A 25,474-nucleotide genomic window follows, 5' to 3' on the forward strand; every position below is an offset into this window, starting at 1 on the left:
TTCATTAAATCGCCTTAATGGTTTTGTGTTTGAGCGCAGGTAAGCTCTGGCGCAGGTTTTTAATATAATTGCGGTTGACGTTGGCCACCACAATGCCAGAGCCACGTGGCAGGCGGTCCAGCACCACGCCCCACGGGTCTACAATCATGCTGTTGCCGTGTGTTTCGCGGCCAGACAAATGGTAACCACCCTGGGCTGAGGCAATCACATAACTGAGGTTTTCTACCGCACGTGCACGCACCAGGGTTTCCCAATGCGCTTTGCCTGTGGTTTCGGTAAAGGCGGATGGCACCACGATCATGTCAACGTCGCCCATGGCACGGAACAGCTCCGGGAAGCGCAAATCGTAGCAAATAGAGAGGCCGATGCGTCCAAACGGCGTGTCCACCGTTACTACGGTATCGCCTGGCTCTATGGTGTTTTCTTCATGGTAATGCTCGGTGCCCATGTCCAAACCGAACAAGTGGATTTTGTCATAGCGCGCGACTTGCTCGCCTTTGTCGTTGTAGACCAGGCAACTGTTACGCACTTTGTTGGCATAATTGCTTTCGAGTGGCACACTGCCTGCAACAATCCAGAGTTTAAAGGCCTTGGCTGTTTTGCTCAAAAACTGCTGAATCGGGCCATCATCCGGCTTTTCGCGGATAGTGACTTTGTCAAAATCTTTGAGGCCCATGATGCAAAAATACTCTGGCAGCACGACCAGCTTGGCACCGGCTTTGGCGGCCATTTCAATCAGGCGTTTGGCTTCTACCAGATTGGCAGCCACATTAGGGCTGGACGCCATTTGAACCGCGGCCACTTTGACAATGTCATCATTGGCGGCTGATTTCAGTTTTTTAGTTTTCTTCTCTGCCATGGCAAGTTTTCCGTTGAAATAATAATGTGGTCATTAGTGCAGCGTTTTCAAGGGCTGAGCAGGTGCAGGGGCCTTTTTATCAACCTCTGCCTCTTGCGGATTATCCCAGGTGCCTGTAATCATATACTCACTGGCACTGATTTTGTTAAGCGGGTCCTTGAGTAATTTTTGTGCGACAAACGCAGCCACGCCGACAATCGGCCCACCCGCCAGCGCCGCCAGGGAAACCGAATCGCTAATATGTGGCACCACTTTCACCCGCAGGCGTTGCGTTTCTGTTTTTAAATTGGTCTCACCCTTGATTCTGGCTTCGGCGGCCGGGCCGGTCATAAACAAGTCATCACTACGCAAAATGCCGTCCTTGATATTGGCGGTAGAGTTGATCTTGTCAAACGCGAAGCCTTCGCTAAATAGGTCACGGAAGTCTAGTGTTAAGCGACGTGGCAGGCTTTGCAAGCTCAATAAGCCCAGCAAACGGCCAACGCCTGGCTGCACTTTCAAAATCTGGCCTTTTTCCAGTTGCATGGTGAAGTTACCATCCAGCCTTTCCACCGCGAACTCGTGCGGGCTGCCTGGCCAGCCCAGCTGANNCTGACCATTCATATTGCCAGTGCCGCCTTTAACCATTTCGCCACCTGGTTGAAAACGCTGCAGGGTTTTGCCCAGGTTGCTTGAAGTCAGGTTGAATTTGAGCATGGTTTGCGGGCTGCGTACCGAGTTACGCCAGGTGCCGTCGGCTGAGAGCTGGCTATCGCTGTTGCTGATGTTCATGCGCTGTATTACCCAGCTTTCACCGCTGTTGTAGGCTTTTAAATCCAGGCTGCCCAATTGTTTGTCGCCAAACTGAAAATCTTGTGCGGTGATGTCCAGTTCAGGGTAAGTCATGTCCAGGCGCCGCACTTCTGTCGGATTGGTGTTGTTATCGGTGTCCATGCTGCGCGGAATACGCAGGTAGTTTAATTTGGCCACCAGTTTGCTGGGTTTACCTGAAATCCAGTCTGCATCGCCTGCCAGTTCCTGGCTTTGTATCGCCAGTTTGAGTCGATCATTGTCTGGAGCAATATTCAGCTTGATTTGATGCAGGTTGCGGTCAAACACATGCAGGGTGCCCGCAGTCAGTTCTATTTGATTCAATGCCAGTGAGGAGGATTCCGCAGTCTGGTTGCCACTACCCTGGTTGAGATAGGCCAACCACTCATCCACGTTAAGCTTTTGAAAGTCTGCGCGCAAATTAATGCCATCTCCGGTTGGTAAACGAGGCGGTGTATTGATCGCAATTTCACCGGCGCTGACAGCGGCTGGGCTATTCGCATTACGCAAAAAGTTGGCATGAATCCAGTCGTTGTAATGAATCGCGATTTTGTCTGGCTGGTTGCTTTCCTGGCGGAAACGTATCGTCAGGCTGGCGGGAGTCTCTACGCTTTTCTTTGCGGGGTCTGGCAGGTCGATTGCCATGCCGATCAACTGTGAGCGGATATCCAGCCGGATATTCGGCGCCTGGATCAACAGATTGCTTTTCCAGTCCGTCGTACCGTGCAAAGCGCGGGTAATCGGGTTGTTATCCAGTTTTTTGAGCGCAGCATCGGTGATGCGGCCACTGCCTTGAATAATCACGGATTTGTCAGATCGGGTACTCAGGCTGACGCTGGCAGGATTATCAAACATCGATAACTGTATGCCTTGCGCTTGCAGGCCTTTTTCGTTGAATTTTAAATGACCATTAATATTGCTCATTTCCGGCATGGCAATTTGCGGGTTGGCGGCAATGTGACCATTTTTTATGTTGTAATCGCCTTGAAACTGGCTGGCGTCGACATCGTTGAGGGGCACTTGCAATGCCAGTTTAAGTTCTGCATTACCTGTGGTTTTCAAAAAGTCGGTAAAGCCCATAGTGACTTGTCTTACCGGGCTGGTGTTGACGAACTTCACACCTTGCTCGACGGTGCCGGTGGCTGCCGCTTTGACGTTAAGCATAGGCCAGTCGGCATCCAGTAGCGGAATCTCGACCTGTGCTTGCGTAATGTGCTGGCCGACCGTGCTGCCGTTTTTAACGGCGATATCCATGCGCTTGCCCTCAAACTTGAGGAAGGCGTCGATATTTTGGATGACTGGCCAGTCAGTGCCATATTCCAGGCTGGCACGGTCTACTTGAGCCGTCACACGAAACAGGCCCAGGGATGGATCAGATTGCTGCGCCTGGTTGACGTAAGGGAAGTCACTGACCCGGCCTTTGACGATTACTTCACCACGCCGGATTTGGCCACCGAGAATTGAGCTATCCAGCCAGTGCAAGGTCGTTTCACCCAGAATCAAGGGGTAGTAAAACGGCGCAAATTTTGCATCGCCACGCTCGATTTGGCTTTGTAGTTGTATGGTGTCGCCGCCTGCTGCGCCTAACTGGTATTCCATATTGGTGCGCAAGGCCAGGTGAGGGTTGCTAAACTGCAGGTTGCGGGTGCTGATCAAGGTTTTCTGGCCGTTATGACTCCACTCCACTTCACCCTGCAAACGGTCTATGGGTAATGGCCAGCGTAGCAGGCCAGCCAGCTCAATAGTCGCCTTGCTAGTATCCAGTTCCACGCTGCCTGCATTGGGGTGTAGTGATAGTTGCCCAGACCAGTTATCCAGACCAGGAATGCTGGCATAAGCTTGCGTGTGCAGCGCATTGAAGTTGGCTTCTACAGCGTAATCACGCCACTGATCTTGTTGATATAGCCAGCGCGCTTTGATTTGAGAGGCATTGCCTGCGGGCGCCATATTTTCCAGGTATGTTGCTATTTTTGAGTCAGGTGGTAACCATTGCGCAAATAAATTGCCTTGGGTCAGGCTGAATTTTTTAACCGTGATTGTGCCTTCATGGCCTTTGTCATCCCATTGCAGCTCACCATTGCTATCCTCTAGTACCAAACCAGGCTGGACGTTGGCAGAAAAGTGCTTGAGCGTGACCATAAAGCGTTGCTCAACACGTTGCCAGCGCAACTCTCCAGCTACGGTTTTGGCGACAAAGGTTTGTGGCTCATTGGCGGGTTTGACTGCTACATCGCTCAGTTGCACTTGCGCAGCCAGGCGTTGCAATTGCAGTGCGTCGAATGCCAGCGTGGTGGTCAGGTTGCCTTTGCCCGCATTCACCTTGAGTGGCAGGTCTAACCAGGGGCTCCAGGCGGCTAAATCGGTTTCTGGCAAACGTAGCGAAATTTCGCCATGCCATGCTTCAGGTTTAGCCACATCATGACCGACCACGACTGATTCCAGGGTGATACGCTGCTTTGTCCCGGTTGAGACCAGGCTGTCGATATGGATGCTATGACGGTGCAGCAGGCGCTGCCAGACGGGCGTTAATATTTCAATATTCAAATCTTCAAGCAACAGCGGCGGTGCCTGGCGTTTCTCGTCTAGCCAGGTGATGGTGGCATGAGAGACTTGGATGCGTCGTTGCGCCAGCAGCCAGTTGGCAAAGGCCGGGTTGCCTTGCCCTGACATGGAGATGCCTGCGAGAAACAGTTCACCATTGGCTGTACGCCTGATGACTAAGTTAGGCGCGTCTATGCTGAGGCTGACCAATGAAGGCGAAAGCAGAACCAGGCTGCTCCACGACAAACGGGTAGTCACCTGCGATAACTCAAGCGCAGGGCGGTGCTCGGTATCAAACACAGTGACTTTGCCCAGTGTCACTTGTGGTGCCAGGCCGCGCCAGCGAATGCCAATGTGGGCGATGGTGACTTGCTGTTTGAGCGATTGGCTCAGCGCTTGTTCAATGCGGCCTCTGTAGTCATCAATATGTGGAAACACATAGAACTGAATGACGCCAATAATGCCTGCAAGCATGACAAAAATAACAATCATGAGTGAAACCAGCCAGCGTTTGATTTTTTGCAGAGGCATAAGGACGTTGAACAAGGGTTGAGGAAGTTTTAGTGATAACTGACCATTTTACTCGAAAACAGTTGCGCAGCCGCAGCAGAACTGCCTGTTGGCTGCGGAATTATTCAGCATGAGCATGAATGATTCGTTTAAAATGCCACTCTTTTGCAACTTCAGTTTTTAAATGAAAGTGATTGTCAGTGATTCAGTTTAAACAACTGACTTTTTCCAGAGCAGGTAAAACGCTGGTCGAAGCGGCCAGTTTTCAGTTGCATCCGGGGCATCGCGTCGGCCTTACCGGCGCCAACGGTGCGGGTAAGTCGACCTTGTTTGCTTTGCTGCGTGGTGAGCTCACGGCAGATGTAGGTGAGTTGCTGATGCCGCCGCAATGGGTGATTGCGCATGTGGCACAGGAAACGCCTGCGCTAGCGCAATCTGCACTCGAATATACCCTGGATGGCGATGAGGAGTTGCGCACCTTGCAAGCACAGCTTGCGCAAGCCGACGCAGGTGAAAGCCATGACCCGTTACATGTCGCCGAGTGGCACCAGCGGCTGGCGGATATTGATGGCTATAGCGCAGAAGCCAGGGCCAGTGCCTTATTGGCCGGTCTGGGGTTTTCTCAATCACAGTTGAGCCGCCCAGTCAGCGATTTTTCCGGTGGCTGGCGCATGCGCCTCAACCTGGCGCGCGCGTTGATGTGTCGTTCGGATTTGTTATTGCTGGATGAGCCGACCAATCACCTGGATATTGAAGCTGTGATCTGGCTGGAAGGCTGGCTGAGCGCTTATCGTGGTACCTTGCTGCTCATTTCGCATGATAGGGAATTCCTCGATAATACCGTCAATCATATCCTGCATATCGAACAACAGCAGCTCACTTTATATCGTGGCGGCTATAGCGATTTTGAGCGCCAGCGGGCTGAAAAACTGACATTGCAGCAAGCCAGTTACCAAAAGCAACAGCAGCAAATGGCGCATTTGCAGAAATACATTGATCGTTTTCGCGCGCAGGCGACCAAGGCACGCCAGGCGCAAAGCCGTATCAAGGCACTTGAACGCATGGAGCGCATCAGTGCCGCGCACGTAGACTCTCCCTTCAGCTTCAGTTTTCGTGACCTGGGTTCAGCGCCGGATCCCTTATTGGTGATGAATCGGGTCGCACTGGGTTATGCGGGACAAACCCTGGTGAAACTTGAGCATCTGGCGATTCGTCCTGGCGAACGTATTGGCTTGCTTGGTAAAAATGGTGCTGGTAAATCCACCTTGATTAAAGCGCTGGCACAGTCAGCAACCCTGTTGTCGGGCGAACGCGTGGAGGGCAAGGATTTACGTATAGGCTATTTTGCTCAGCACCAGCTTGAACAACTGGTTGCCAGTGACTCACCGTTGCAACATTTGCAGCGGCTGGATGCCACTGCGAGAGAGCAGGAGTTATTAGATTTTTTAGGCGGTTTTGATTTCAGGGGTGAAATGGCCAAAGCAGCTTGCGGGCCATTTTCTGGTGGCGAAAAATCACGCCTGGCATTGGCCATGCTGATCTGGCAACGGCCTAACCTGATTTTGCTGGATGAGCCGACCAACCATCTGGATATTGAAATGCGGCACGCTTTGTCCATGGCTTTGCAGGCGTATGAAGGCGGCATGGTGATGGTGTCGCACGATCGCACGCTGCTTGCCACTTGTTGCGAAAAATTTGTGTTGGTGGCTGATGGCCAGGCCAGTGTGTTTGATGGCGACCTGGAAGATTACAAAGTGTCTTTGCTGAAGACAGCGCAAGCAGAAGTCGCTGCGAGCCGACCTGCGGCAGTCAAGCAGAATAGTTATCATCAGCAGAAAGCTGACAGGCAGGCGCGCCTGGTAGAGCGCAGGCCTTTGCTCAAAACGCTGGCTGCGTTGGAAACCCAATTGACCAAGCTCACGCAAGAAAAGCAGGACGTTGAACACCGTCTGGCTGATAGCGCGATTTACGATGTCGAGCAACGCGAAACATTGCAGGCCTTATTGATTGCGCAAGGTGAGAATCAAAAAAAACTCGATTCGATCGAGGAGCAGTGGCTGGATGTGCAGGAAAAACTGGAAGCGCTGCCTGAGATTGAGTAACACGACGATATTAATAAAGGGATCATCATGGAAATGACTTATGAAGAGCGTTTGAGATTCATGCATCAGCTGTGTCAGGCGCAGACGCATGCCGGGGGCCAGTCAGAGGCGCAAGCCGTGGCCGCTTTTGCCAATGGGGATGTCGAAGACTCGGTGCATTATCTGGCGAGTTTTTTGACTTTTAAAGCGATTCAGTCTGCGGATCGCCACCCGGCAGAAGAATTGCAAAATGATTTTGACATGCTAGGCGTGTATCAATGCTTTGGCTTGATGGTCTACGCCTTCTTGTTTATGCCGCTGACGCAGGAAGGGCTGCAACCCGACTACGATAGGGCACAGATTACAATCGGTAAAACCTTGTTTGACGGGCTTGCGCCAGAAATGCTGGCCGAGATTATTGAATCCGGTTTTCATAAATTTAAACTGATTGCCGAAGCAGAGTCTGAGCATTGGCAGGAATATCGTGAAAATCTGGATAAAGTGACCATTAGTTATATGATTGCGACCACCGATGATGACAGCCCGCATAGCGCGGAAGATGTATTGCCACTGTTTGGGCAATTGCTGAGTCAGTTGTGTGAGGCATTTACGGCTGATTAGCGATTTAGCATCATAAAACTTTAATGTATAATTTAAAATTGTTTAACATTTTTGATACAGTTTGAAAACTTGGGTAAAGTTAGGCCATTTACGCTTGTTAATCAATTTAATTGTTCATAATATTCCGAGGCTAAATATTAGGATAAGCCTTGTGTTATCTTTTAAAAAAGGACATAAATGAGCAAGCTGCTGTTGATTGACGATGATGTTGAATTAGCCAATATGCTGAAGGAGTTTCTGACGCAAGAGGGCTTTGCGGTGACGACTGCGCATGATGGATTGACGGGTGAGCAATACGTACTTGCCGGTAAATTCGACTTGGTGATTCTTGATGTAATGATGCCAGGTCAGGACGGATTGCAGACGTTACGGAATGTCAGACAACATTCTGATATTCCTGTGCTGATGCTCACGGCTAAAGACGACAACGAGGGCCGCATTGAAGGTTTGGAAGGCGGCGCGGATGACTACGTGCAGAAACCTTGTCTGCCAAGAGAGTTGGTTGCCAGAATTCGTGCGATTTTGCGTCGTCACACCAGTGACACGCCAAAAGGCAACGATATCGTGGTTGGCCAACTGGTCGTTTCAAGTGAACGTAGAAAAGTGTTTTGGGTGGATAAGCCGATTGTGTTTACCAGCACCGAATTTAGCCTAATTGAAATTCTGGCTAAACATGCAGGTACTATCGTCAGCAAAGAAGATTTGTCCATTAAGGCACTGGGCCGTCCGCTAGTGAAGTATGACCGTAGTATTGACGTGCATTTGAGCAGTATCCGTCAAAAAATATCAGAAGTATCTGGCGGTGTGAATGTGATACAAACCATTTACCGCGTCGGATATCAACTTGTTAGAGAGTAAGTGATTTAATGCGAGGGTTATGGGGCGCCTGTTCTGGAAGTTATTTTTAGCATTTTTTCTGGCGCTCGTCTCCACCGATCTTATCGTTGGTAATATTATCGAGTGGCAGGCCCATCAACAAACACCTGAGCATCATGAAGTCTCGCAGATTTGTTCGTCTGGAAGCAACTGTGAGACAACGCCAAATGCGTTAAAGGCTGAACCACTCTCCGCCAAGACCGACCAGCGCTGGACTGAGAGGCAACTCTTTAGTTTGCCTTTCTCTGTTTTGATATACAGCCTCATCTCCAGCACGATTTTTGCCGGCGTCCTGGCCTGGTCTATTTCGCATCCCATCAAGTTGTTGCTTGAACATTTAAAGAGTGCCGCAGAAGGCGATCTGCTAGTCAGGGTCAGCCCTAAAATCAAGGCCAGCCATGATGAGTTTGCTGAGCTTGGTGAAGCGTTTGATTTGATGGCATTACGCCTCAATAATATGATCAAAAGCCAGTCCAAAATGCTGCACCATGTTTCCCATGAGCTACGCTCGCCACTGGCCAGGATACAGATGTCGGTAGGCCTGGTGATGCAAAATCCAAAAAAAATGCAAAGCTCTTTACAGCGTGTGGAGCTGGAAGCTGTGCGCATGGAGCGCATGATTTCTGAGTTACTGGAAATCTTTCGTTTTGAATCAGGCATGCAAAAGCTGCAAAAAACTGAGGTGGATTTAAAAGGGCTATTGACCGGTATTGTGGGCGATGTGCTCTTTGAGAAGCATGAAGCCAAGCTGCATCTCGAGATGCCAGAAGATGCTGTAGTGGTAGATGGCCAGCTGGAGTTGCTGCAGCGGGCGATCGATAATGTGATCCGCAATGCCGTGAAATATGGTCCGGAGAATGGCGTGGTGGCGATTGAATTGCAACACAGCGCACGCACGGGGGAGGTGATTCTGGAAGTGCAGGATCAAGGCCAGGGCGTGGAACCGCAGGAGCTGGAGCAGATTTTCAGGCCATTTGTACGCGGTCGTCGCGCATCACAAGTGGATGGGCATGGCATTGGCCTGGCGATGACCAAGCATATCGTTGAGGCGCATGGTGGTTTTGTCAACGCAACCAATCTTAATCCACATGGTTTTATGATACGTATCCATTTGCCTGAAAAGCATGAGGCACCTAGCGATCAAGAGTCCAAAAATTGGATGTAACAATGCTAAAATAGCGGGTTTACGAATAACGCAGACAATTGCCGGATACTTTATGACAGCACAACACTCCAACCCAGACAACGCGACAGAGTCAGTCGTTGATGAGAACCACGTGATTGCAGAGCGTCGCGAAAAGTTGCGCTTGCTGCGCGAACAAGCGCAATCAGCACAAGTGGCTACTTTTCCTAACGACTTTAAGCCTGAGCATAAAGCGGCTGTTTTACAAGAAACGTATGCTGCCAGCGAGAAAGAAACGCTGGATCCGCAAGAGATCGTCGTTGTGGTTGCTGGCCGCATGATGCTGAAACGTGTGATGGGCAAAGCCAGTTTTGCAACGATTCAGGACAGCACCGCACGTATTCAATTGTATGTCGCACGTGATGAAATCGGTGAAGCGCTCTACGAGAGCTTTAAGCACTGGGACATGGGCGATATTCTGGGTGCGCGCGGACGTTTGTTTAAAACCCGCACTGGCGAGCTTTCTGTGCATGTCACCGAGTTGCGTTTACTCACCAAGTCACTGCGCCCATTGCCGGAAAAATTCCATGGTTTGCAAGATCAGGAAATCAAATATCGTCAGCGTTATGTCGATTTGATCACGTCTGAAGAAACACGCGCCACGTTTAAGGCACGCTCAAAAGTGGTGGCGGCGATTCGTCAGTTTATGAATGACAACGAATTTCTCGAAGTAGAAACTCCTATGTTGCACCCGATTCCTGGTGGTGCGTCAGCCAAACCATTTGTTACGCATCACAATGCATTAGATATGCAGATGTTTATGCGCATTGCGCCAGAGCTTTATTTAAAGCGCCTGATTGTCGGCGGCTTTGAGCGCGTATTTGAAATCAACCGTAACTTCCGTAATGAAGGGCTCAGCGTCCGCCATAATCCTGAGTTCACCATGATGGAGTTCTACGCCGCTTACACAGACTATCAATGGCTGATGGACTTTACCGAGCAATGTATCCGTGCCGCAGCGATTGCCGCGAACGGCACTGCGGTGTTGAGCTACGCTGGCAAAGAAGTGGATTTAAGCAAGCCGTTTGAGCGTTTGACCATTGTGGGCGCGATCCAGAAATATGCGCCGCAATATACGCTGGCGCAACTCAATGACGCTGACTTTATCCGTCAGGAGTTATTGAAGTTTGGTGTGAAACCATTTGCTCACGCAGGCCTGGGCTCATTGCAGTTATCCCTGTTTGAAGAAACCGCGGAAAGCCAACTGTGGCAGCCTACTTATATTATCGATTACCCGGTGGAAGTTTCACCGCTGGCACGCGCTTCGGATAAGCAGCCTGAAATCACCGAACGGTTTGAGCTGTTTATCACTGGCCGCGAAATGGCCAATGGCTTTAGCGAGTTGAACGATGCTGAAGACCAGGCAGCGCGCTTCCATGCGCAAATGAAAGCCAAAGAAGCGGGTGACCAGGAAGCCATGTACTACGATGCGGACTTTATCCGTGCTTTGGAATATGGCATGCCGCCGACCGGTGGTTGCGGCATTGGCATTGACCGCCTGGTGATGCTGATTACCGATAGCCCGAGCATACGTGATGTGATTCTGTTCCCACACATGCGTGCAGAGAGCTAAACTCATCAAAGTATCATAGAGCCACCCAGTAAGGGTGGCTTTTTTGTTACTAGTAGTCTGTTTGTAAGAAATTTGTAAGGTTTGTCATCAAACTGTCATATTGAAAATTCAAAATACGTCCCGGATACACACATGTAATCTTATAACAGGGGATAAAAATGAATTTGAAGTTTCGTCGTTTGTTGATGGCAACCTTGGCTGGTGGTCTGTTAACAGGTTTGACGTCTGTCTCGCATGCTGATTCAACGACTGACCTGGTTCAGGCATTGATTAGCAAAGGCGTTTTGACTGAAGAAGAGGGCGCTTTGTTGATGAAGGGCCGTACTAATGAAGTTGAAGTGCAGAAAAAGAAGGAAAGTAAGAACTGGACTAGCCGTGTGAATATCCGTGGTTATGTGCAGAACCGCGTCACGGCAATGATTGGTAATGATGGTGATAATCCTGCCCATCCTGTCGACTTGTGGTCTGATCGCTCAGTAGGTACCGATGACTCAATCAACCCGGATAAAAACTTTTTGATTCGTCGTGCGCGCATCATTATTTTTGGTGATTTTGGTGACCACTTAAGCTACTACATTCAGCCGGACTTTGCATCGTCCGCTAGTGGCACTAACAACATTGCACAGCTTCGTGATGCTTATGGTGATATCAATATTGATAAGGCGAAAGTACACCGCGTGCGTGTGGGCCAATCTAAAGTCCCTTATGGTTTCGAAAACTTGCAATCGTCTTCTAACCGTTTGGCGATGGATCGTGTAGACGCAATGAACAGTGCGGTGCGTGATGAGCGTGACACGGGTGCGTTTTACTACTACACACCAGAAAACGTTCAAGCATTATTTAAAGAAATCAACGATAAAGGCCTGAAGCATTCTGGCAACTACGGTATGTTGGGTGCAGGTTTGTATAACGGACAAGGCGCAAACCGCAGTGACGTAAACGACAATTACCATGTGGTAGCGCGTGCTACTTACCCTTGGAAGACGCAATCCGGCCAGATTTATGAAGCCAGTATTCAGGGTTATCATGGTGAGTATGCGCCGACAACAGGTCGTTATAACTTCAACGGTAATGCTAACGTGAGTTCATCTGCGAATACTGGTGCAACACGTACGCCTACCATTGCAACTGCAGATGCCAAAGGATTTAAAGATCAACGTGTTGGTGTGAGTTTTGTGATGTATCCGCAACCATTTGGTTTACAAGCTGAATGGAACTGGGGTACCACACCAGGTATGGATGCTGCTCAAAATAAAATTGCAGAGAAAAGCCTGCAAGGTGGTTACGTACAAGCGATGTACAAGATTGATAACTTCCAATTCCTGGAGACGAATGGTACGTTGATTCCATTTATCAAATGGCAATACTTTGATGGTTATAACAAAGCAGAAACCAATGCGCCTGAGAACCACGTTAACGATTGGGAGTTAGGTGTTGAATGGCAACTTGCACCAGAGGTCGAAATTATGGCTGAATACCATCATATGAAGCGTAATAACCTGGTGACTGGTAACCGTGCTGGTACGCTGGATTATCAAAGCTTTACCGCAGATGCATTGCGCGTACAAGTACAGTACAACTTCTAATAACAGACGTATCAAAACTTAAATTGAAATCCCGCAGTCTTGCGGGATTTTTTTTATTTCATATATAGTTAAAAGTAATATAAAAATAACGAATAATTATTTTTTAAAATATNNATATGAATAGTCTGAAATAATGCCCTTCATTCAATGCAGTGAGGGGCATCATGTCTACAGTATTAAACAAACCGGAAACACAAGCTGACGAAGCCTTGTTGGCGATTGTTGCGGCGGCCATTGCGGCTGTGCAGAAGGATACCGGTTATGGTTCTATTGAAATTACAGTACATGATGGGCGGGTGACGCAAATTGAACGGCGTGAGAAAGTGCGCTTTGATCACCAGATAAAACCCAAGAAGTAGTTGATAAGATTTTACTGAGCACTGACCAGGCTGCTGGAAGTCATTAATTAACGGGAGATATACATGCAGTTAAAGAAATTAAGTCTTGCACTGGCAACCGCAGGTGTGTGGTGGCTGGGTAATGGCGTGGCCTCGGCGGCACAAGAGGTACAGCTGGCAGAGACGCAAGTAGAGGATGCTGAGCAACAAAAGAAAGTAAAAGCACGCCTGGAAGAAATCAAGGCTGAAGAAAAAGCGGCTGCCAAAGCAGCAAGTGGCTATTACGTTGAGCGCCGTAGTTATGGCACACAAAAAGAAACCGAGCCACCAAAGTATGTAAAACAGGCTAACAAAACCTGGCTGAAAGATTTTGATGCATTTGCTGATGTTGACTGGCTTGACCTTGGTTTTGAACATCGCATACGTGCTGAAAGCCGTCAAAATGACTTCCGCCGCGCACAAGAGAATATTGATGAACCAATCTTGCTACGTACACGTGCTTATGTCGGTTTGAAGAATATTTTGGATCCATTCCGTTTCGCGGTTGAAGTGCAAGACTCCCGCCGTAATCATAGTGATTACAATGACAGTACTGATCGTCGTTTATCTAATGACCCAAAAGATATTGATCATGCTGACTTCATTCAGGCTTATCTGGAGTTGTATTTCAAAGAAAGCATTTTTGGTAAGGATGATTTAGGTAATAACCGCCCATTCTGGGTACGTGGTGGCCGCCTGGCTTGGGAAGATCTGGATCGTCGTTTGATCGCCCGTAACGAATGGCGTAACACAACTAACTCTTTCCAAGGTATTCGTGCCAATATTGGTGAAAAGAAAAATGACTGGCAGTTAGAGGCCTTTGCAGTACAACCTGTGCAGCGTTTTGCAAATCAGCTTGATCAGGTTGATCATGCCCAACAGTTTTATGGACTTGTAGGTGATTGGCGTGGTTGGTCAGAGTACGTGACCATACAGCCGTACTACTTCTATCTGAAGCAGGATGGCAGCAAGGTGCAATATGACGGGAATGGTACAGCTTATACAGATCGTAGCGTATATAGCGCGGTGCGACAGGCTCAAGCACAAATTGATCGCGAGATTAATACTGCTGGTATTCGTGTGTTTGGTATCTTGCCTGGTACACAATGGGACTATGATGTTAGTTATAACAAGCAGTGGGGTAATGTACAACGCTTTGTGAATAATGGCGGAACACTTACTTTAGCGAATGGTCGTTATATCACTGTGGATCATGATGCTTACTCCTATAACGCCGAAGTGGGCTATACATTTAATAAGCACGCATGGAAACCACGTTTTAGCAGTTCTTACGGTGTAGCCAGTGGTGACACCGTTTCCAGTGGCAATACTGCTACCGACAGATCCGACAGCCAGGGCTTCGATCGTTTATTCGGTTTTGCTCGACCATGGTCTAACAATGACTACATCCAAATGAACAACATTCGTGCTGCCAAAGTGCGTGCAGAGTTCGATCCTAAAGTTCCATTCTTGGATAACGTGAAAGTAGATACAGGGTTTAGCTGGTATCGACTCGACAGTTCAACGGATCGTTGGGGGGCAGGTAATAACTTGGTTGATATTACAGGTAAATCTGGTGCCGATTTGGGTAAGGAGTTTGATTTTAGAGTTCGCTTCCCACTGAATCAGTATGCTGCGTTGAATGTGGGTTATGCACACTTCTGGGCAGGGGATTTTGTGAAAAATGCAATCAAGATTGCCTCAAACAACAATGATCCAACCCGTTCACTGGATTCTGACTTTTTCTACACAGAATTAACACTGTACGGCTTCTAGTCAAAGGGATAGATATGAAATTAAATCATAAAATTAAACAGGCGTTATTGGTGGCAACACTGCTTGCGCCGCTAGTGAGTTGGGCTGCCGATGTCAACCTGCTCAATGTGTCATACGACCCGACCCGTGAGTTGTACCAAGACTACAACGATGCATTTGCCAAGTACTGGAAAGCTAAAACGGGCGACAATGTGATTATCAAGCAATCACACGGTGGCTCAGGCAAGCAGGCGCGTTCAGTGATCGATGGCTTGCAGGCTGATGTGGTGACACTGGCTTTGTCTTACGACATTGACGAAGTGGGCAGCAAAGGCCGTTTGTTCGGGCCAGACTGGCAAAAACGTCTGCCGCATAACAGTTCACCTTATACATCCACCATTGTGTTTCTGGTGCGTAAAGGCAACCCGAAAAACATCAAGGACTGGAATGATCTGGTGAAAGCAGGGACTTCGGTGATTACACCTAACCCGAAAACCTCGGGCGGTGCACGCTGGAACTACCTGGCTGCTTATGCTTATGCGCTCAAGCAGAACAATAACGACGATGCCAAGGCCAAGGACTTCCTGAAAAAGCTGTTTAAAAACGTGCCGGTGCTGGATAGCGGTGCGCGTGGCTCAACCACCACTTTTGTCGAACGTGGCATTGGTGATGTGTTGCTGGCTTGGGAAAACGAAGCTTTCCTGGCGCAGAAAGAGTTGGGCCCGGACAAGTTCGATATCGTGGTGCCTTCCTTGTCGATTTTGGCTGAACCGCCTGTGACGGTGGTTGACAAAAATGCCAAGCGACATGGCACCGAAGCGGTTGCAAAAGCTTACCTGGAATATTTGTATAGTGAAGAAGGCCAGGAAATTGCGGCGAAGAATTACTACCGCCCGACCCTGGAGTCTGTCGCCAAGAAATACGAAAAACAGTTTCCAAAGGTCAATTTGATCAAGATTGATGAAACGTTTGGCGGCTGGCAAAAAGCACAGAAAACACATTTTGCCGATGGTGGCGTGTTTGACGAGATTTACCAGAAATAAGATTTGATCAATAGAAAAAGGCATTTACCCAATGCCTTTTTCTTTCTCTACAACAAGGAGAGTGTTTCATGTCAAAAGCATTAGTGATTGGTGGTGACCGCATTGAAGGCATCAAACAGGTACTGCAGGCGCAAGGGATCGATAAAATTGATCACTGGACCGGCAGGAAGCCTGGCGATGTGAAACGCGAGCTACCGGCAAACGTGAATGTGATTGTGTTGGTCACCGGCTGGCTCAATCATTCCATGATGTACCGCATCAAGCATGTGGCACACAAGCGTGGCCTCAAGGTCGTGTATACACGCAATAGCGCGGATGGCATGCAGCGCGTGCTCGAGGCGGCCTGATCATGCGCTTTACCGTGACTTGGCCCTAATTATTAATTTTTTTTAAATTAGGTCTAAATTTATCCGTTTGTTTAACCGATAACACTATTGAGATTTAAGGTTTAATGACCTGACTCAAGAATCTTTTTTGCTTGTGGCAGAGAATGATGCAGTGATAGCGGTTAAAGGGTAAATAATGAGTCAAACTGGGATTGGCGAACTGGCAGCGCCACTCAACGAAAATATAACGCAGCGGCAGTTTATGCGTCATCGTCTTGTGCGTAAAGTGCAGGACAATACCCATTTCTTGGCCATGGCCAGCATGGTCTGTGGCTTGCTGGGTTTTCCGCATTATCTGTTAGACGTTGATAACAATGTCTGGCTGGCACAATTACTGACTTATCTCACCTTTATTCTGGTCAGCTACAATTTGCTGCTGGAAAACGGTCGCACCAATCTGGCCATGCTCACCATGTCACTGGTCACCATCAGTTTGTTCATGGTGCAACTTTCTCCTTACGCCGCCGATTTTAACGATACTGCGCAGTTACTGCGCATCGCGAATGATATACAAGTGCAACAAGACTCGAGGCTGGTGGAATATGCCTCAGGCGCTTTGCTGGCGTGTCTGATTGCCATTTCCTATCTATTCCAGCGTTCTGGTTGGCTGGCCACCAGCCAGGCTATTTTGTGCGTCGCTGTCATGATTCCATTGATTCCGCTACTGGGGTTTTTGTGTGGCATTGCACGTCCTTATGGTCTGATGCCACCGCTGGCAACCTTAAGTGGCTTGTTGTGTGCCTTTGGTTTATTGGCCAGGCACGCGTCGCATCCGCCCATGAGTTACTTGTTGCTGATGGATGACAATGGCAAGCAGATACGCTTCAGTATCGTTTTCTTAAGCTTTTTCGCCATTATGCTGGCCAGAGCTGGTGTTGAGTTTGAAGACAATATGCGCGCATTGCCTGCTTTGGTTGTGGTGGCGATTTTAGCGATTGTCTATACGATGACTGTCACCTATTACCGCAAAGGGCAAAGCAACGAACAAGTGTTGCCAGCCACCGATATGGACTTTGCCAGCCAACTGGAAGCTGCGCTGGATAGCCACCAGTTTTTTATGGTGTATCAACCACAAGTTGATTTCAATACCGGCAAGTTAAAAGGTGTCGAGGCCCTGGTACGCTGGCGACATCCGGAAAAAGGCATTATTTCTCCAGAAAAGTTTATCAGGGTGGCCGAATTGACCGGTCTGATTGTGCCTTTAGGCAAATGGGTCATGCGCACGGCTTGCACACAGGCTGCGCAATGGAGCCATGACCCTGTGTTAGGCAAAATCGAAGTGGCGGTGAATGTCTCCGCCCTGCAGCTCAAATCAGGCACGCTGGTGGAGGATATTTTACAAATCCTGGCTGAAACTGGCTTCCCACCACAGCGGCTGGTGGTGGAACTCACCGAAAGCTCTTTCGTGCAGGATGATGGTGAAAATGCCCGCATCATGCATCGCCTGAAACAGGCGGGCATCAAGCTGGCGATTGACGATTTTGGCACCGGATATTCGTGCTTGTCTTACCTGCGCGATATTCCCGGCGACTATTTAAAAGTGGACCGTTCATTTGTGATGGAATTGCCTGGCCATAACAAGGCCGAGGCCGTGATTCAGGCCATCGTCAGCTTAGGCAAGAGCCTGGATTACCGTATTATTGCCGAAGGCATCGAAACTGAAGCCCAGGCCGGTTTTCTCAAAGGTATAGGCTGCGATATCGCACAAGGTTTTCTGTTTGCCCGGCCGCTGGAAGCCCAGGCTTTACAACAATGGGTGGCGAACAATCTGCCCGTAGAGACCGCATCAGCAAGCGCTTAATCAGTGGCGATGGCCATGCCTGTTGTCGAGATAGCCTGCACTGAGAGCTTGTTTATAAAAACACGCTGTTCCATAGCGAATCATCCATGAGTATCAATTTAATTTGATTTAAAGGATGATAAAACCCTGTTTTATTTTATGTTGATTTCAATGTACTTGCGCCTATAGTAAAACAAAACTGCCTGCCAGCGCAGGCGATAATAATAGATAGCGACAGGGGGCAACATGTCAGTATCCAGCATTGACTGGCCGACAGTAACTGTTCAGGAATGTACAACGCAACGCCAGTACATGCGGCATCGATTTCTTAGAACAGTACAGAAGTACTCTCCTTGGCTGGCACTTGCCAGCATTGTGAGCGTGCTGCTAGGATTCCCATTGAGTGAGTTGCACCACACCTTTGAATTAAGTGTGTTGCAGAGTGTGAGCTACCTCATTTTTGTCGCGGTGAGTTTGCGCGTCATTTACGACACCAGGCGTGAGCATCCTCTGATCGGCTGGCTGATTGGCAGCGTGTTACTCGGCTATATGCTGCAAACTTATTGGCTATTAAACAGCCACGCCTCTTTTAGTCATATTGCTTCCATCAACAGTTTTTCACAAGTGGTCAGCCATGGCCAGATTGCGACCGATTTCGGCATGTCGTTGCTGGTGATCGCAGGCTTTTTGTTATGCCACTTTCAATGTAACCGCGCAAGCCAGGCGGTACTCAGTGTCGCGTTGCTGATGCCGGTGACCGGTTTACTGGCGCGAGCATATGGTATCCCGGATGCTTATGGCCAGCTGTCTCTGCTGTCTTGTTTGGGCGGCTTGCTTTGTGCCTCTGCCTTGCTTGCCAAGCAGGTGTCGCAAACCTCAATGAGCTATCTGTTATTGATGGACGATACCGGCAAGCATCTGCGCTGGATCGTCAGTTTGCTGTTTTTATGCGCGATCGTCCTCGGCGGTGTTGGTGTTTATTTTAAGCATGATTACCGTTTGACACCGTTGATCATCACGCTGGCATTGATTTCCGTCGTCTGTATCATGACTTTTACTTATTACCGCAAAGGCGTGATGCATGAGCAAGTCTTGCCACCTGAAGACCTGGCATTTGCCAGCGAGCTGGAGGCGGCGATTGCACATCAGGAGTTTTACCTGGTTTACCAGCCGCAGCTGAATTTTATGACCGGCGAACTGGTCGGTGTAGAAGCCTTGATTCGCTGGCAACATCCGCAACAAGGCGTGGTACCGCCCGCCAAATTTATTGGTGTGGCAGAGCTGACCGGCCTGATTGTGCCTATGGGTGCCTGGGTGTTGAAAGCGGCCTGCCAGCAGGTGGCCGCCTGGCAAGAGGGGGCGTTGAGCAAGGTCAAAGTGTCAGTCAACGTTTCTCCCATGCAACTGCGCTCGCCGGGATTTACCGATTATGTGTTGCAAGTTTTGCGCGAAACCGGTCTGTCCGCAGAACGCCTGGTGATTGAGCTGACCGAGAGTGCGCTGATTCATTCCGACTGCAAGGGCACCGATAGTTTGCAGGCGCTGAAACAGCTTGGGGTCAAACTGGCGATTGATGATTTTGGCACTGGCTATTCATGCCTGGCTTACTTGCGTGATATCCCCGGCGACTATTTAAAAGTCGATCGTTCTTTTGTCAATGACGTGCCAGGCAAAGAGCGTTCAGAAGCCGTTACCAGTGCGATTGTCGTGCTCGGCAAAAACTTGCATTACCAGATCGTGGCAGAAGGCGTGGAGACGGAGGCGCAAGCTGAGTACCTGAAAAGCCTGGGCTGTGATCTGGTACAAGGGTATTTATACGCCAAGCCGATGGAAGCGCAGGCATTGCAACAGTGGGTCAGTGCCAGGCGCACATAAGTGTGTCGCCTGGCATTTAAACGGATGCTGGTTGAAACTTGTGATGATTGAGCTTTGACCTGACCAGCTCAATATGCGCACGTAACTCATAAGCATATTGTGAGAATGGCACTGGTAATTTCACATTGACCACTTTCGCTTCAATCTCATTGAGTTTTTCCAGGCATTCCTCTACATCTGCAGCACTCTTGATCTCTTGCAATTGGGTATCAAGAAAGCGCAACTCGCCGTAATAACGGAATAGTTTGCGTTTAACCAGCCACACATACACCATCGGGATAATCTTGGTCAGCGGGATCAATAAAGCCAGTAATGGCAAGATCACAATCAGGGTGCGGTTCACAAACGTCGCGGCCCAGAACGGCAGGTATTTATCAATAATCGGTAAGCCGGATTTGTAAAAGTTAAGCGCCTGCGTACTCAGCGGGAAGTCGGTATCTTTGGCTGAAGGAAACTCGCCTTTGGTATTAAACAGGCTAGGGCCGCCATGTACCTCGGCAATCACTTTCATCATCAGGTAAGCCAGGGCAGGATGCATGCTTTCTTTCACCACCAGCGTGGCTGTAGGCGCTACTAAGTGCACATCATGCCCCGGAATGTTACGCGCCAGGTCCATGGCGCCTTCAGGCAGCACCAGATGGTGCATAAAGGCGAATTTTCGTGAAAAGGCTTCTGCAGTATCCATGCTCAGCAAGCGCAGGCGTTTGTCAGTCACCATTTCGTGAATCATGCCAGAATTGGCGACATCCACAAACAGCGCGGCATCCAGCTTGCCCTGTCTTAGCGCAGTTGCGGCTTCTTCGCCGCCAATAGACACGAGCTTGGTATTGCTATTGTTAATGCCACTTTCTGTGAGTAGTGTGCTGCCCAGGGCATGGGTGCCATTACCAGCATAGCCGATAGCAATACGTTTGCCTTTGAGCGCTGATAAATGCGTGGTAGTGGCTTTGCAGCGGCAAAATATCCATACCGGCTGATAATACAAGCTGCCTAGCGATAGCAAGGAACCCGCGCCTTCGCTATGGGCCATACCATCCTGGATAAAGGCAATATCGACGTCGGACTCCGGATCTTTGAGCAAACGCAGGTTTTCCGTGTCGCCTGACGTTTTGCGCAACTCCAGCGTGATGCCTTCCTTTTGCAAGTAGACGCCGTAGATAGCGGCATAGGCGTTGTAGTTTAAATCGGCTTCACCGGTAGCGATCACAATCTTGCGTGGTGGCGCCGGGTCTATGAATTTGTAGGCAAAAAACAGGGCCAGGCAGATCAGCAGAACTGAAGGCAGTGTGGCCTCCAGCATTTCTCTGGTAAAAATTGAAGTGAATTTGTTATTGCGCGGATCAAATTTCATCGGTCAGCTTTTATTGATACCTGATTGTAGAGAGCCTCAACCCTGCGGGCTGGTGTGAGTGATTTTACAGAGGCTTGCACAGAATGTCACAACAGAAGTGCTGGAGCAAACAAAAAGGGCGTACAGTGATGTACCACTGTACGCCCGTTGCGGCCCAGATTACGTGCGCTTAAGCGTGATAAGACGCCAAACGCTGCAACACCGCAATCATGCGGTCAATTTCTTCATAGGTGTTATAAAACGCCAATGAAGGACGCACCGTGGTTTCGACACCAAAGCGGCGCAAGATAGGTTGTGCGCAATGATGACCAGAACGCACCGCAATGCCTTCTTCATTCAGCGCTGCACCGACTTCTTCACTCTGGTAGCCTTTGAGTGCAAATGACAGCACGCTGGCTTTGTGTTTGGCGGTACCAATCAAGCGCAGATTGGGGATCTGGCTCATGGCTGCGGTCGCGTACTCAAGCAAAGCATGCTCGTAGGCAGCGATGTTCTCAATGCCCAGGCGTTCCACATATTTCAGTGCAGCACCTAAACCCACGGCATCCGCGATGTTGCCGGTGCCTGCTTCAAACTTGGCTGGCGCCGGGTGATACACCGTTTTTTCAAAGGTGACATCCTGAATCATATTACCGCCACCTTGCCAGGCCGGCATGTCTTGCAACACGTCTGCTTTACCATACAGCGCACCAATACCGGTCGGGCCGAAAATCTTGTGTCCGGAGAACACAAAAAAGTCAGCATCCAACGTTTGCACATCCGTACGCAGGTGCGAGACAGATTGTGCGCCGTCCAGTAATACCTTGGCGCCAACCCGGTGTGCCATGGCAATCATTTCCTGCGCCGGCGTCACGGTACCTAGGGCATTCGACACTTGCGTGAAAGACACCAGCTTGGTTTTTGCCGTCAGCAATTTCTGGTATTCCTCCAGCAATATCTGACCACTATCATCGACCGGAATCACCTTGATCACCGCGCCTGTTTCCTGGCATAGCTGCTGCCAGGGCACGATATTGGCGTGATGCTCAAGGTTGGAAACCACAATCTCGTCACCAGCGCCCAGGTGCTTCTTGCCCCAGGTTTTGGCCACCAGGTTAATGGCCTCGGTGGTGCCACGCACAAAAATCACGTTATTCACCGACGGTGCATTGATAAAGCGGCGCACGGTTTCGCGCGCATCTTCATAAGCATCCGTCGCACGCGCCGCCAGTTCATGCGCAGCACGGTGAATATTGGAGTTTTCGTGTTGATAGAAATAGCTGATACGGTCTATGACAACCTGGGGTTTATGCGTGGTTGCGGCGTTATCAAACCAGACTAACTGACGACCGTTGACGCGCTCGTTCAGAATCGGGAAATCGCGGCGCACGGCATGCACATCAAAGGCTGGATGCGCAGAGGCGGGCAGGCTACCGATGACGGCTGGCTCAGCTTGCAAGAAATAGAATGATTGCGCGCTGCCCGCAGACGATTTGTTGGCCGGTTGCGTGGATGCTGCTGATGACGGAGACTGGCCCGCACCTGTGCCCAACCAGCGATCAAGCTCCTGCTGATAGGGAATCTCAATGCCCAGCCCGGCAAATGCTGCCGGTGCCAGGTAAGCGGCGTCAGGCTGCAACACATTCAGGTGTGCCGGATGGTTATGCAGCGGATCACTGGCCAAGGTTTCCACGCCAGGCGCGTAAGTGAGTTGCTGCGCCTGTGTTTCCAGCGTAACGGGTTGCACTTGCGACTGGACGTAGCTAGGTGACGATACGCCCAAAGAGCTGCCCCCTGCATTGCCCAGTTTCGTGGTCAATGAGTCGGTGGCTGGCACAGACGGTTGTGGCGTATGTCCAGCGGCCAAGGATTGCGCAAAGTCTGCTGCCGCAAACGGGGCGGTGGCCGGAAAACCTTCGGCGTAAAGATCATTTACCAGTTGCGTCAGGGTGGCAGTATCCAGCACCCCCGTGTTTTCCAGTTCGCGACCCACGCTCAGCGCAGCCGTCATCTTCGGATGCTCACCCGGCAGTGAGGCTAATATCGCCTCAGGCTCAAAGCTCGCTAAATCGATAGAATTACTTGTAGTCATAGTAATGGTCAACTCCGACATCTTCCAGTACGGCAATCGCATCTTCGGTCAGCACTGCCAGTGAGCAATACAGGGAGACCAGGTAGGACGCAATCGCTTTATGGTTGATACCCATGAAGCGCACAGACAAGCCCATGGTTTGTTGACCTGGCAGGTTCGGTTGATACAAACCAATCACGCCTTGTTTGCTTTCGCCTACGCGCAGCAACAGGATTTTGGATTTGCCATTGGCGATAGGCAGTTTGTCGCTAGGAATCAGCGGTACACCGCGCCAGGTCAGGAATTGTGAGCCAAACAGGGACACGGTTGGTGGTGGCACGCCGCGACGGGTGCACTCACGGCCAAAGGCAGCAATCGCTTTCGGGTGCGCCAGGAAGAAGGCAGGCTCTTTCCAGACTTTGGTCAGCAATTCATCCAGGTCGTCCGGGGTAGGGAAGCCGTTACGGGTTTTTACCGTTTGTGACTTAGCCACGTTGTTCAGCAGGCCGTATTCCTTGTTATTGATTAATTCGCTTTCCTGACGCTCTTTCACCACTTCAATGGTCAGGCGCAATTGCTCTTTGATCTGGTTGTGCGGGCTGCTGTAAAGGTCAGACACGCGGGTATGTACGTCTACCACGGTGTTGACGGCATTTAACACATATTCACGGCCCCATTCTTCGTAGTCAACAAAAGTCGCTGGCAATTCTTTTTCGTCTTTGTTAGAGCAATCGACCGTAATGGCGTTAGGATCTTTGGCCTTGTTGACGCGGTAAATACCAGCCTCTACCGGTACCCAATTGAGCAAATGCACCAGCCAGCGTGGGCTGATGGTGCTGAGCATAGGCACCGATTTGGTGGCATTGGCAAGCGTTCGTGCGGCGACATCGCCTAAGGCGCTTTGGGTTGGTTGTTCAGACATACGATTATTCTCCTTATTAAACTAATTAATTAGCGGCTAAAAACTGAGTAGTTAAAAATCAAGCAGCTACCGGAATCGGTTTGGCATCCGAGTGTGCTTGTGTGACATGACTATTGGCGGGCACGCTGCGGGTTACCCAGACATTGCCGCCAATAATGGAATGTTTGCCGATTGTGATGCGGCCCAGAATCGTGGCACCTGCATACACCACCACGTGGTCCTCCAGAATCGGGTGACGTTCAAACTTTTTGACCAGATGGCCATTGGCATCTTTGGGGAAGTTTTTGGCACCCAATGTCACGGCCTGATACAGGCGGACATGGCTGCCAATAATGGCGGTTTCGCCAATCACGACGCCCGTGCCATGGTCAATAAAAAAGTGATCCCCAATTTGCGCACCAGGATGGATATCAATCCCCGTTTGCGAATGGGCAATTTCGGTCATTAAACGCGCAATAATGGTCAGCCCCAGGCCATGCAATACATGGGCAATACGATAATGAATCAAGGCCAGGATGCCGGGATAGCTGACCAGGATTTCATCCACACTGTCTGCTGCCGGGTCGCCCTGGTAGGCGGCCTCCAGATCTGTATCCAGTTGCAAACGGATATGAGGTAACTGCTCTGAAAACTGGGCAGTGAAATTATGTGCTTGCGTGCGAAACTGGTTGATCGGTTCACTGGGCGACTTGAAGGCCAGTTCCAGGCGAATCTGATGCTGTAACTCTCGCAGTGCTTTATCCAGCGTTGTCCCGACGTAGAAATTAATGGCATTGGCCTGAATGTCAGGATCACCCAGCCGATTGGGGAATAGGGCTGCTGCCAGCCATTCTACGCATTGACCCAAGGCCTTGCGAGAAGGGAGTTTCGGTGGTTGTGATAAGCGCTGGCGTTGTTGTAACGCGCTTTCTCGTATGTTGGCCAGTTCTTGCACGATGTGCTCAATCGCGATTTCTTGCATCGTCAATTTGTCCTGTCAGTATCCGTTTTAGCTGCTAAAAACGCAAAAAGCCAGCTGCACGAATAGTGCAAACTGGCTTCTAGTGGTCTAGTCAGCTTTAATATTCGCCCACTATAAAATAAACGGCTGTAATTGAACAGGGTCGAAGTCAAATAATTATTGATTATTTGCTTATTCCATTTGGTTATTTAGTGGACGGGCTTGCAAAAGGTGCTGCAACATTGATTTAAGTAACCCTTTTGCCCCTATAAAATTACTCTACTGCATCAGCATTTGCAATGCAGTAGAGGCCACTTATCTGCCTTTTTATATATATTTTTATATTATAAATATA

18 protein-coding genes are annotated in these 25,474 nt (G+C 49.7%); 12 read left to right on the forward strand and 6 right to left on the reverse strand.

Annotation, left to right across the window (positions count from 1 at the left end; translation table 11 throughout):
* Nucleotides 1-4: 4 nt before the first annotated feature.
* Both B3355_RS03340 and B3355_RS03345 read right to left on the reverse strand, forming a co-directional pair.
* Complete coding sequence (locus B3355_RS03340) at nt 5-859, reverse strand: carbon-nitrogen hydrolase family protein (protein WP_019882687.1); 855 nt, start codon at nt 857-859, stop codon at nt 5-7.
* 33 nt (nt 860-892) lie between these two features.
* Entirely contained in the window at nt 893-4,741 is a 3,849-nt protein-coding gene (locus B3355_RS03345; RefSeq protein ID WP_292780147.1) for a YhdP family protein, read from the reverse strand.
* A gap of 179 nt (nt 4,742-4,920) precedes the next feature.
* Between B3355_RS03345 and B3355_RS03350 the strand changes: the two genes are divergently transcribed.
* The 12 genes from B3355_RS03350 (at nt 4,921) to B3355_RS03405 (ending at nt 19,856) form a co-directional block, all read left to right on the forward strand.
* Nucleotides 4,921-6,822 carry an ATP-binding cassette domain-containing protein gene (locus tag B3355_RS03350; protein WP_292780149.1) on the forward strand — a complete coding sequence of 634 codons (1,902 nt, stop codon included), beginning with the start codon at nt 4,921-4,923 and terminating at the stop codon, nt 6,820-6,822.
* Between the two features lie 27 nt (nt 6,823-6,849).
* Nucleotides 6,850-7,422 carry a hypothetical protein gene (locus B3355_RS03355; RefSeq protein ID WP_019882684.1) on the forward strand — a complete coding sequence of 191 codons (573 nt, stop codon included), beginning with the start codon at nt 6,850-6,852 and terminating at the stop codon, nt 7,420-7,422.
* A gap of 177 nt (nt 7,423-7,599) precedes the next feature.
* Entirely contained in the window at nt 7,600-8,280 is a 681-nt protein-coding gene (locus B3355_RS03360) for a response regulator transcription factor (RefSeq protein ID WP_019882683.1), read from the forward strand.
* A 19-nt stretch (nt 8,281-8,299) separates the two neighbouring features.
* Entirely contained in the window at nt 8,300-9,463 is a 1,164-nt protein-coding gene (locus B3355_RS03365; RefSeq protein WP_292780152.1) for a sensor histidine kinase, read from the forward strand.
* Nucleotides 9,464-9,515: 52 nt separating this feature from the next.
* Nucleotides 9,516-11,054, forward strand: coding sequence for a lysine--tRNA ligase (gene lysS / locus B3355_RS03370; RefSeq protein WP_047517461.1), 1,539 nt, complete (start codon nt 9,516-9,518; stop codon nt 11,052-11,054).
* 158 nt (nt 11,055-11,212) lie between these two features.
* The gene (locus B3355_RS03375) at nt 11,213-12,640 is read left to right on the forward strand and encodes a porin (protein ID WP_047517467.1); all 1,428 of its coding nucleotides are present in this window, start codon (nt 11,213-11,215) and stop codon (nt 12,638-12,640) included.
* A gap of 164 nt (nt 12,641-12,804) precedes the next feature.
* Entirely contained in the window at nt 12,805-12,999 is a 195-nt protein-coding gene (locus B3355_RS03380) for a YezD family protein (protein ID WP_019882677.1), read from the forward strand.
* Between the two features lie 63 nt (nt 13,000-13,062).
* A complete protein-coding gene (locus B3355_RS03385) occupies nt 13,063-14,793 on the forward strand; it encodes an alginate export family protein (protein ID WP_292780156.1) in 1,731 nt (576 codons plus the stop codon).
* A 14-nt stretch (nt 14,794-14,807) separates the two neighbouring features.
* Nucleotides 14,808-15,815 carry a sulfate ABC transporter substrate-binding protein gene (locus B3355_RS03390; protein ID WP_292780158.1) on the forward strand — a complete coding sequence of 336 codons (1,008 nt, stop codon included), beginning with the start codon at nt 14,808-14,810 and terminating at the stop codon, nt 15,813-15,815.
* 68 nt (nt 15,816-15,883) lie between these two features.
* Nucleotides 15,884-16,162, forward strand: a complete 279-nt coding sequence (locus B3355_RS03395; RefSeq protein ID WP_019882674.1) for a DUF2325 domain-containing protein — start codon at nt 15,884-15,886, stop codon at nt 16,160-16,162.
* A 175-nt stretch (nt 16,163-16,337) separates the two neighbouring features.
* The gene (locus B3355_RS03400) at nt 16,338-18,002 is read left to right on the forward strand and encodes an EAL domain-containing protein (RefSeq protein ID WP_292780163.1); all 1,665 of its coding nucleotides are present in this window, start codon (nt 16,338-16,340) and stop codon (nt 18,000-18,002) included.
* A gap of 225 nt (nt 18,003-18,227) precedes the next feature.
* Nucleotides 18,228-19,856, forward strand: coding sequence for a putative bifunctional diguanylate cyclase/phosphodiesterase (locus B3355_RS03405; protein ID WP_235273173.1), 1,629 nt, complete (start codon nt 18,228-18,230; stop codon nt 19,854-19,856).
* Nucleotides 19,857-19,872: 16 nt separating this feature from the next.
* Here the strand turns inward: B3355_RS03405 and B3355_RS03410 are convergent, their stop codons facing one another.
* From B3355_RS03410 to epsC, 4 genes are all read right to left on the reverse strand, one after another.
* The gene (locus B3355_RS03410; protein ID WP_292780166.1) at nt 19,873-21,207 is read right to left on the reverse strand and encodes a TAXI family TRAP transporter solute-binding subunit; all 1,335 of its coding nucleotides are present in this window, start codon (nt 21,205-21,207) and stop codon (nt 19,873-19,875) included.
* 169 nt (nt 21,208-21,376) lie between these two features.
* Nucleotides 21,377-23,278, reverse strand: coding sequence for a family 2A encapsulin nanocompartment cargo protein cysteine desulfurase (locus B3355_RS03415; RefSeq protein ID WP_292780168.1), 1,902 nt, complete (start codon nt 23,276-23,278; stop codon nt 21,377-21,379).
* Nucleotides 23,265-24,179 carry a family 2A encapsulin nanocompartment shell protein gene (locus B3355_RS03420; protein WP_024931004.1) on the reverse strand — a complete coding sequence of 305 codons (915 nt, stop codon included), beginning with the start codon at nt 24,177-24,179 and terminating at the stop codon, nt 23,265-23,267. Before B3355_RS03420 ends, B3355_RS03415 begins: the two co-directional genes overlap by 14 nt.
* A 58-nt stretch (nt 24,180-24,237) precedes the next feature.
* Nucleotides 24,238-25,140 (reverse strand): serine O-acetyltransferase EpsC, encoded by a 903-nt coding sequence (gene epsC, locus B3355_RS03425; protein ID WP_019882667.1) that lies wholly within the window; start codon nt 25,138-25,140, stop codon nt 24,238-24,240.
* Nucleotides 25,141-25,474: the final 334 nt, after the last annotated feature.

This window comes from Methylophilus sp. UBA6697, assembly GCF_002454655.1.
Taxonomy (GTDB): Bacteria; Pseudomonadota; Gammaproteobacteria; order Burkholderiales; family Methylophilaceae; genus Methylophilus.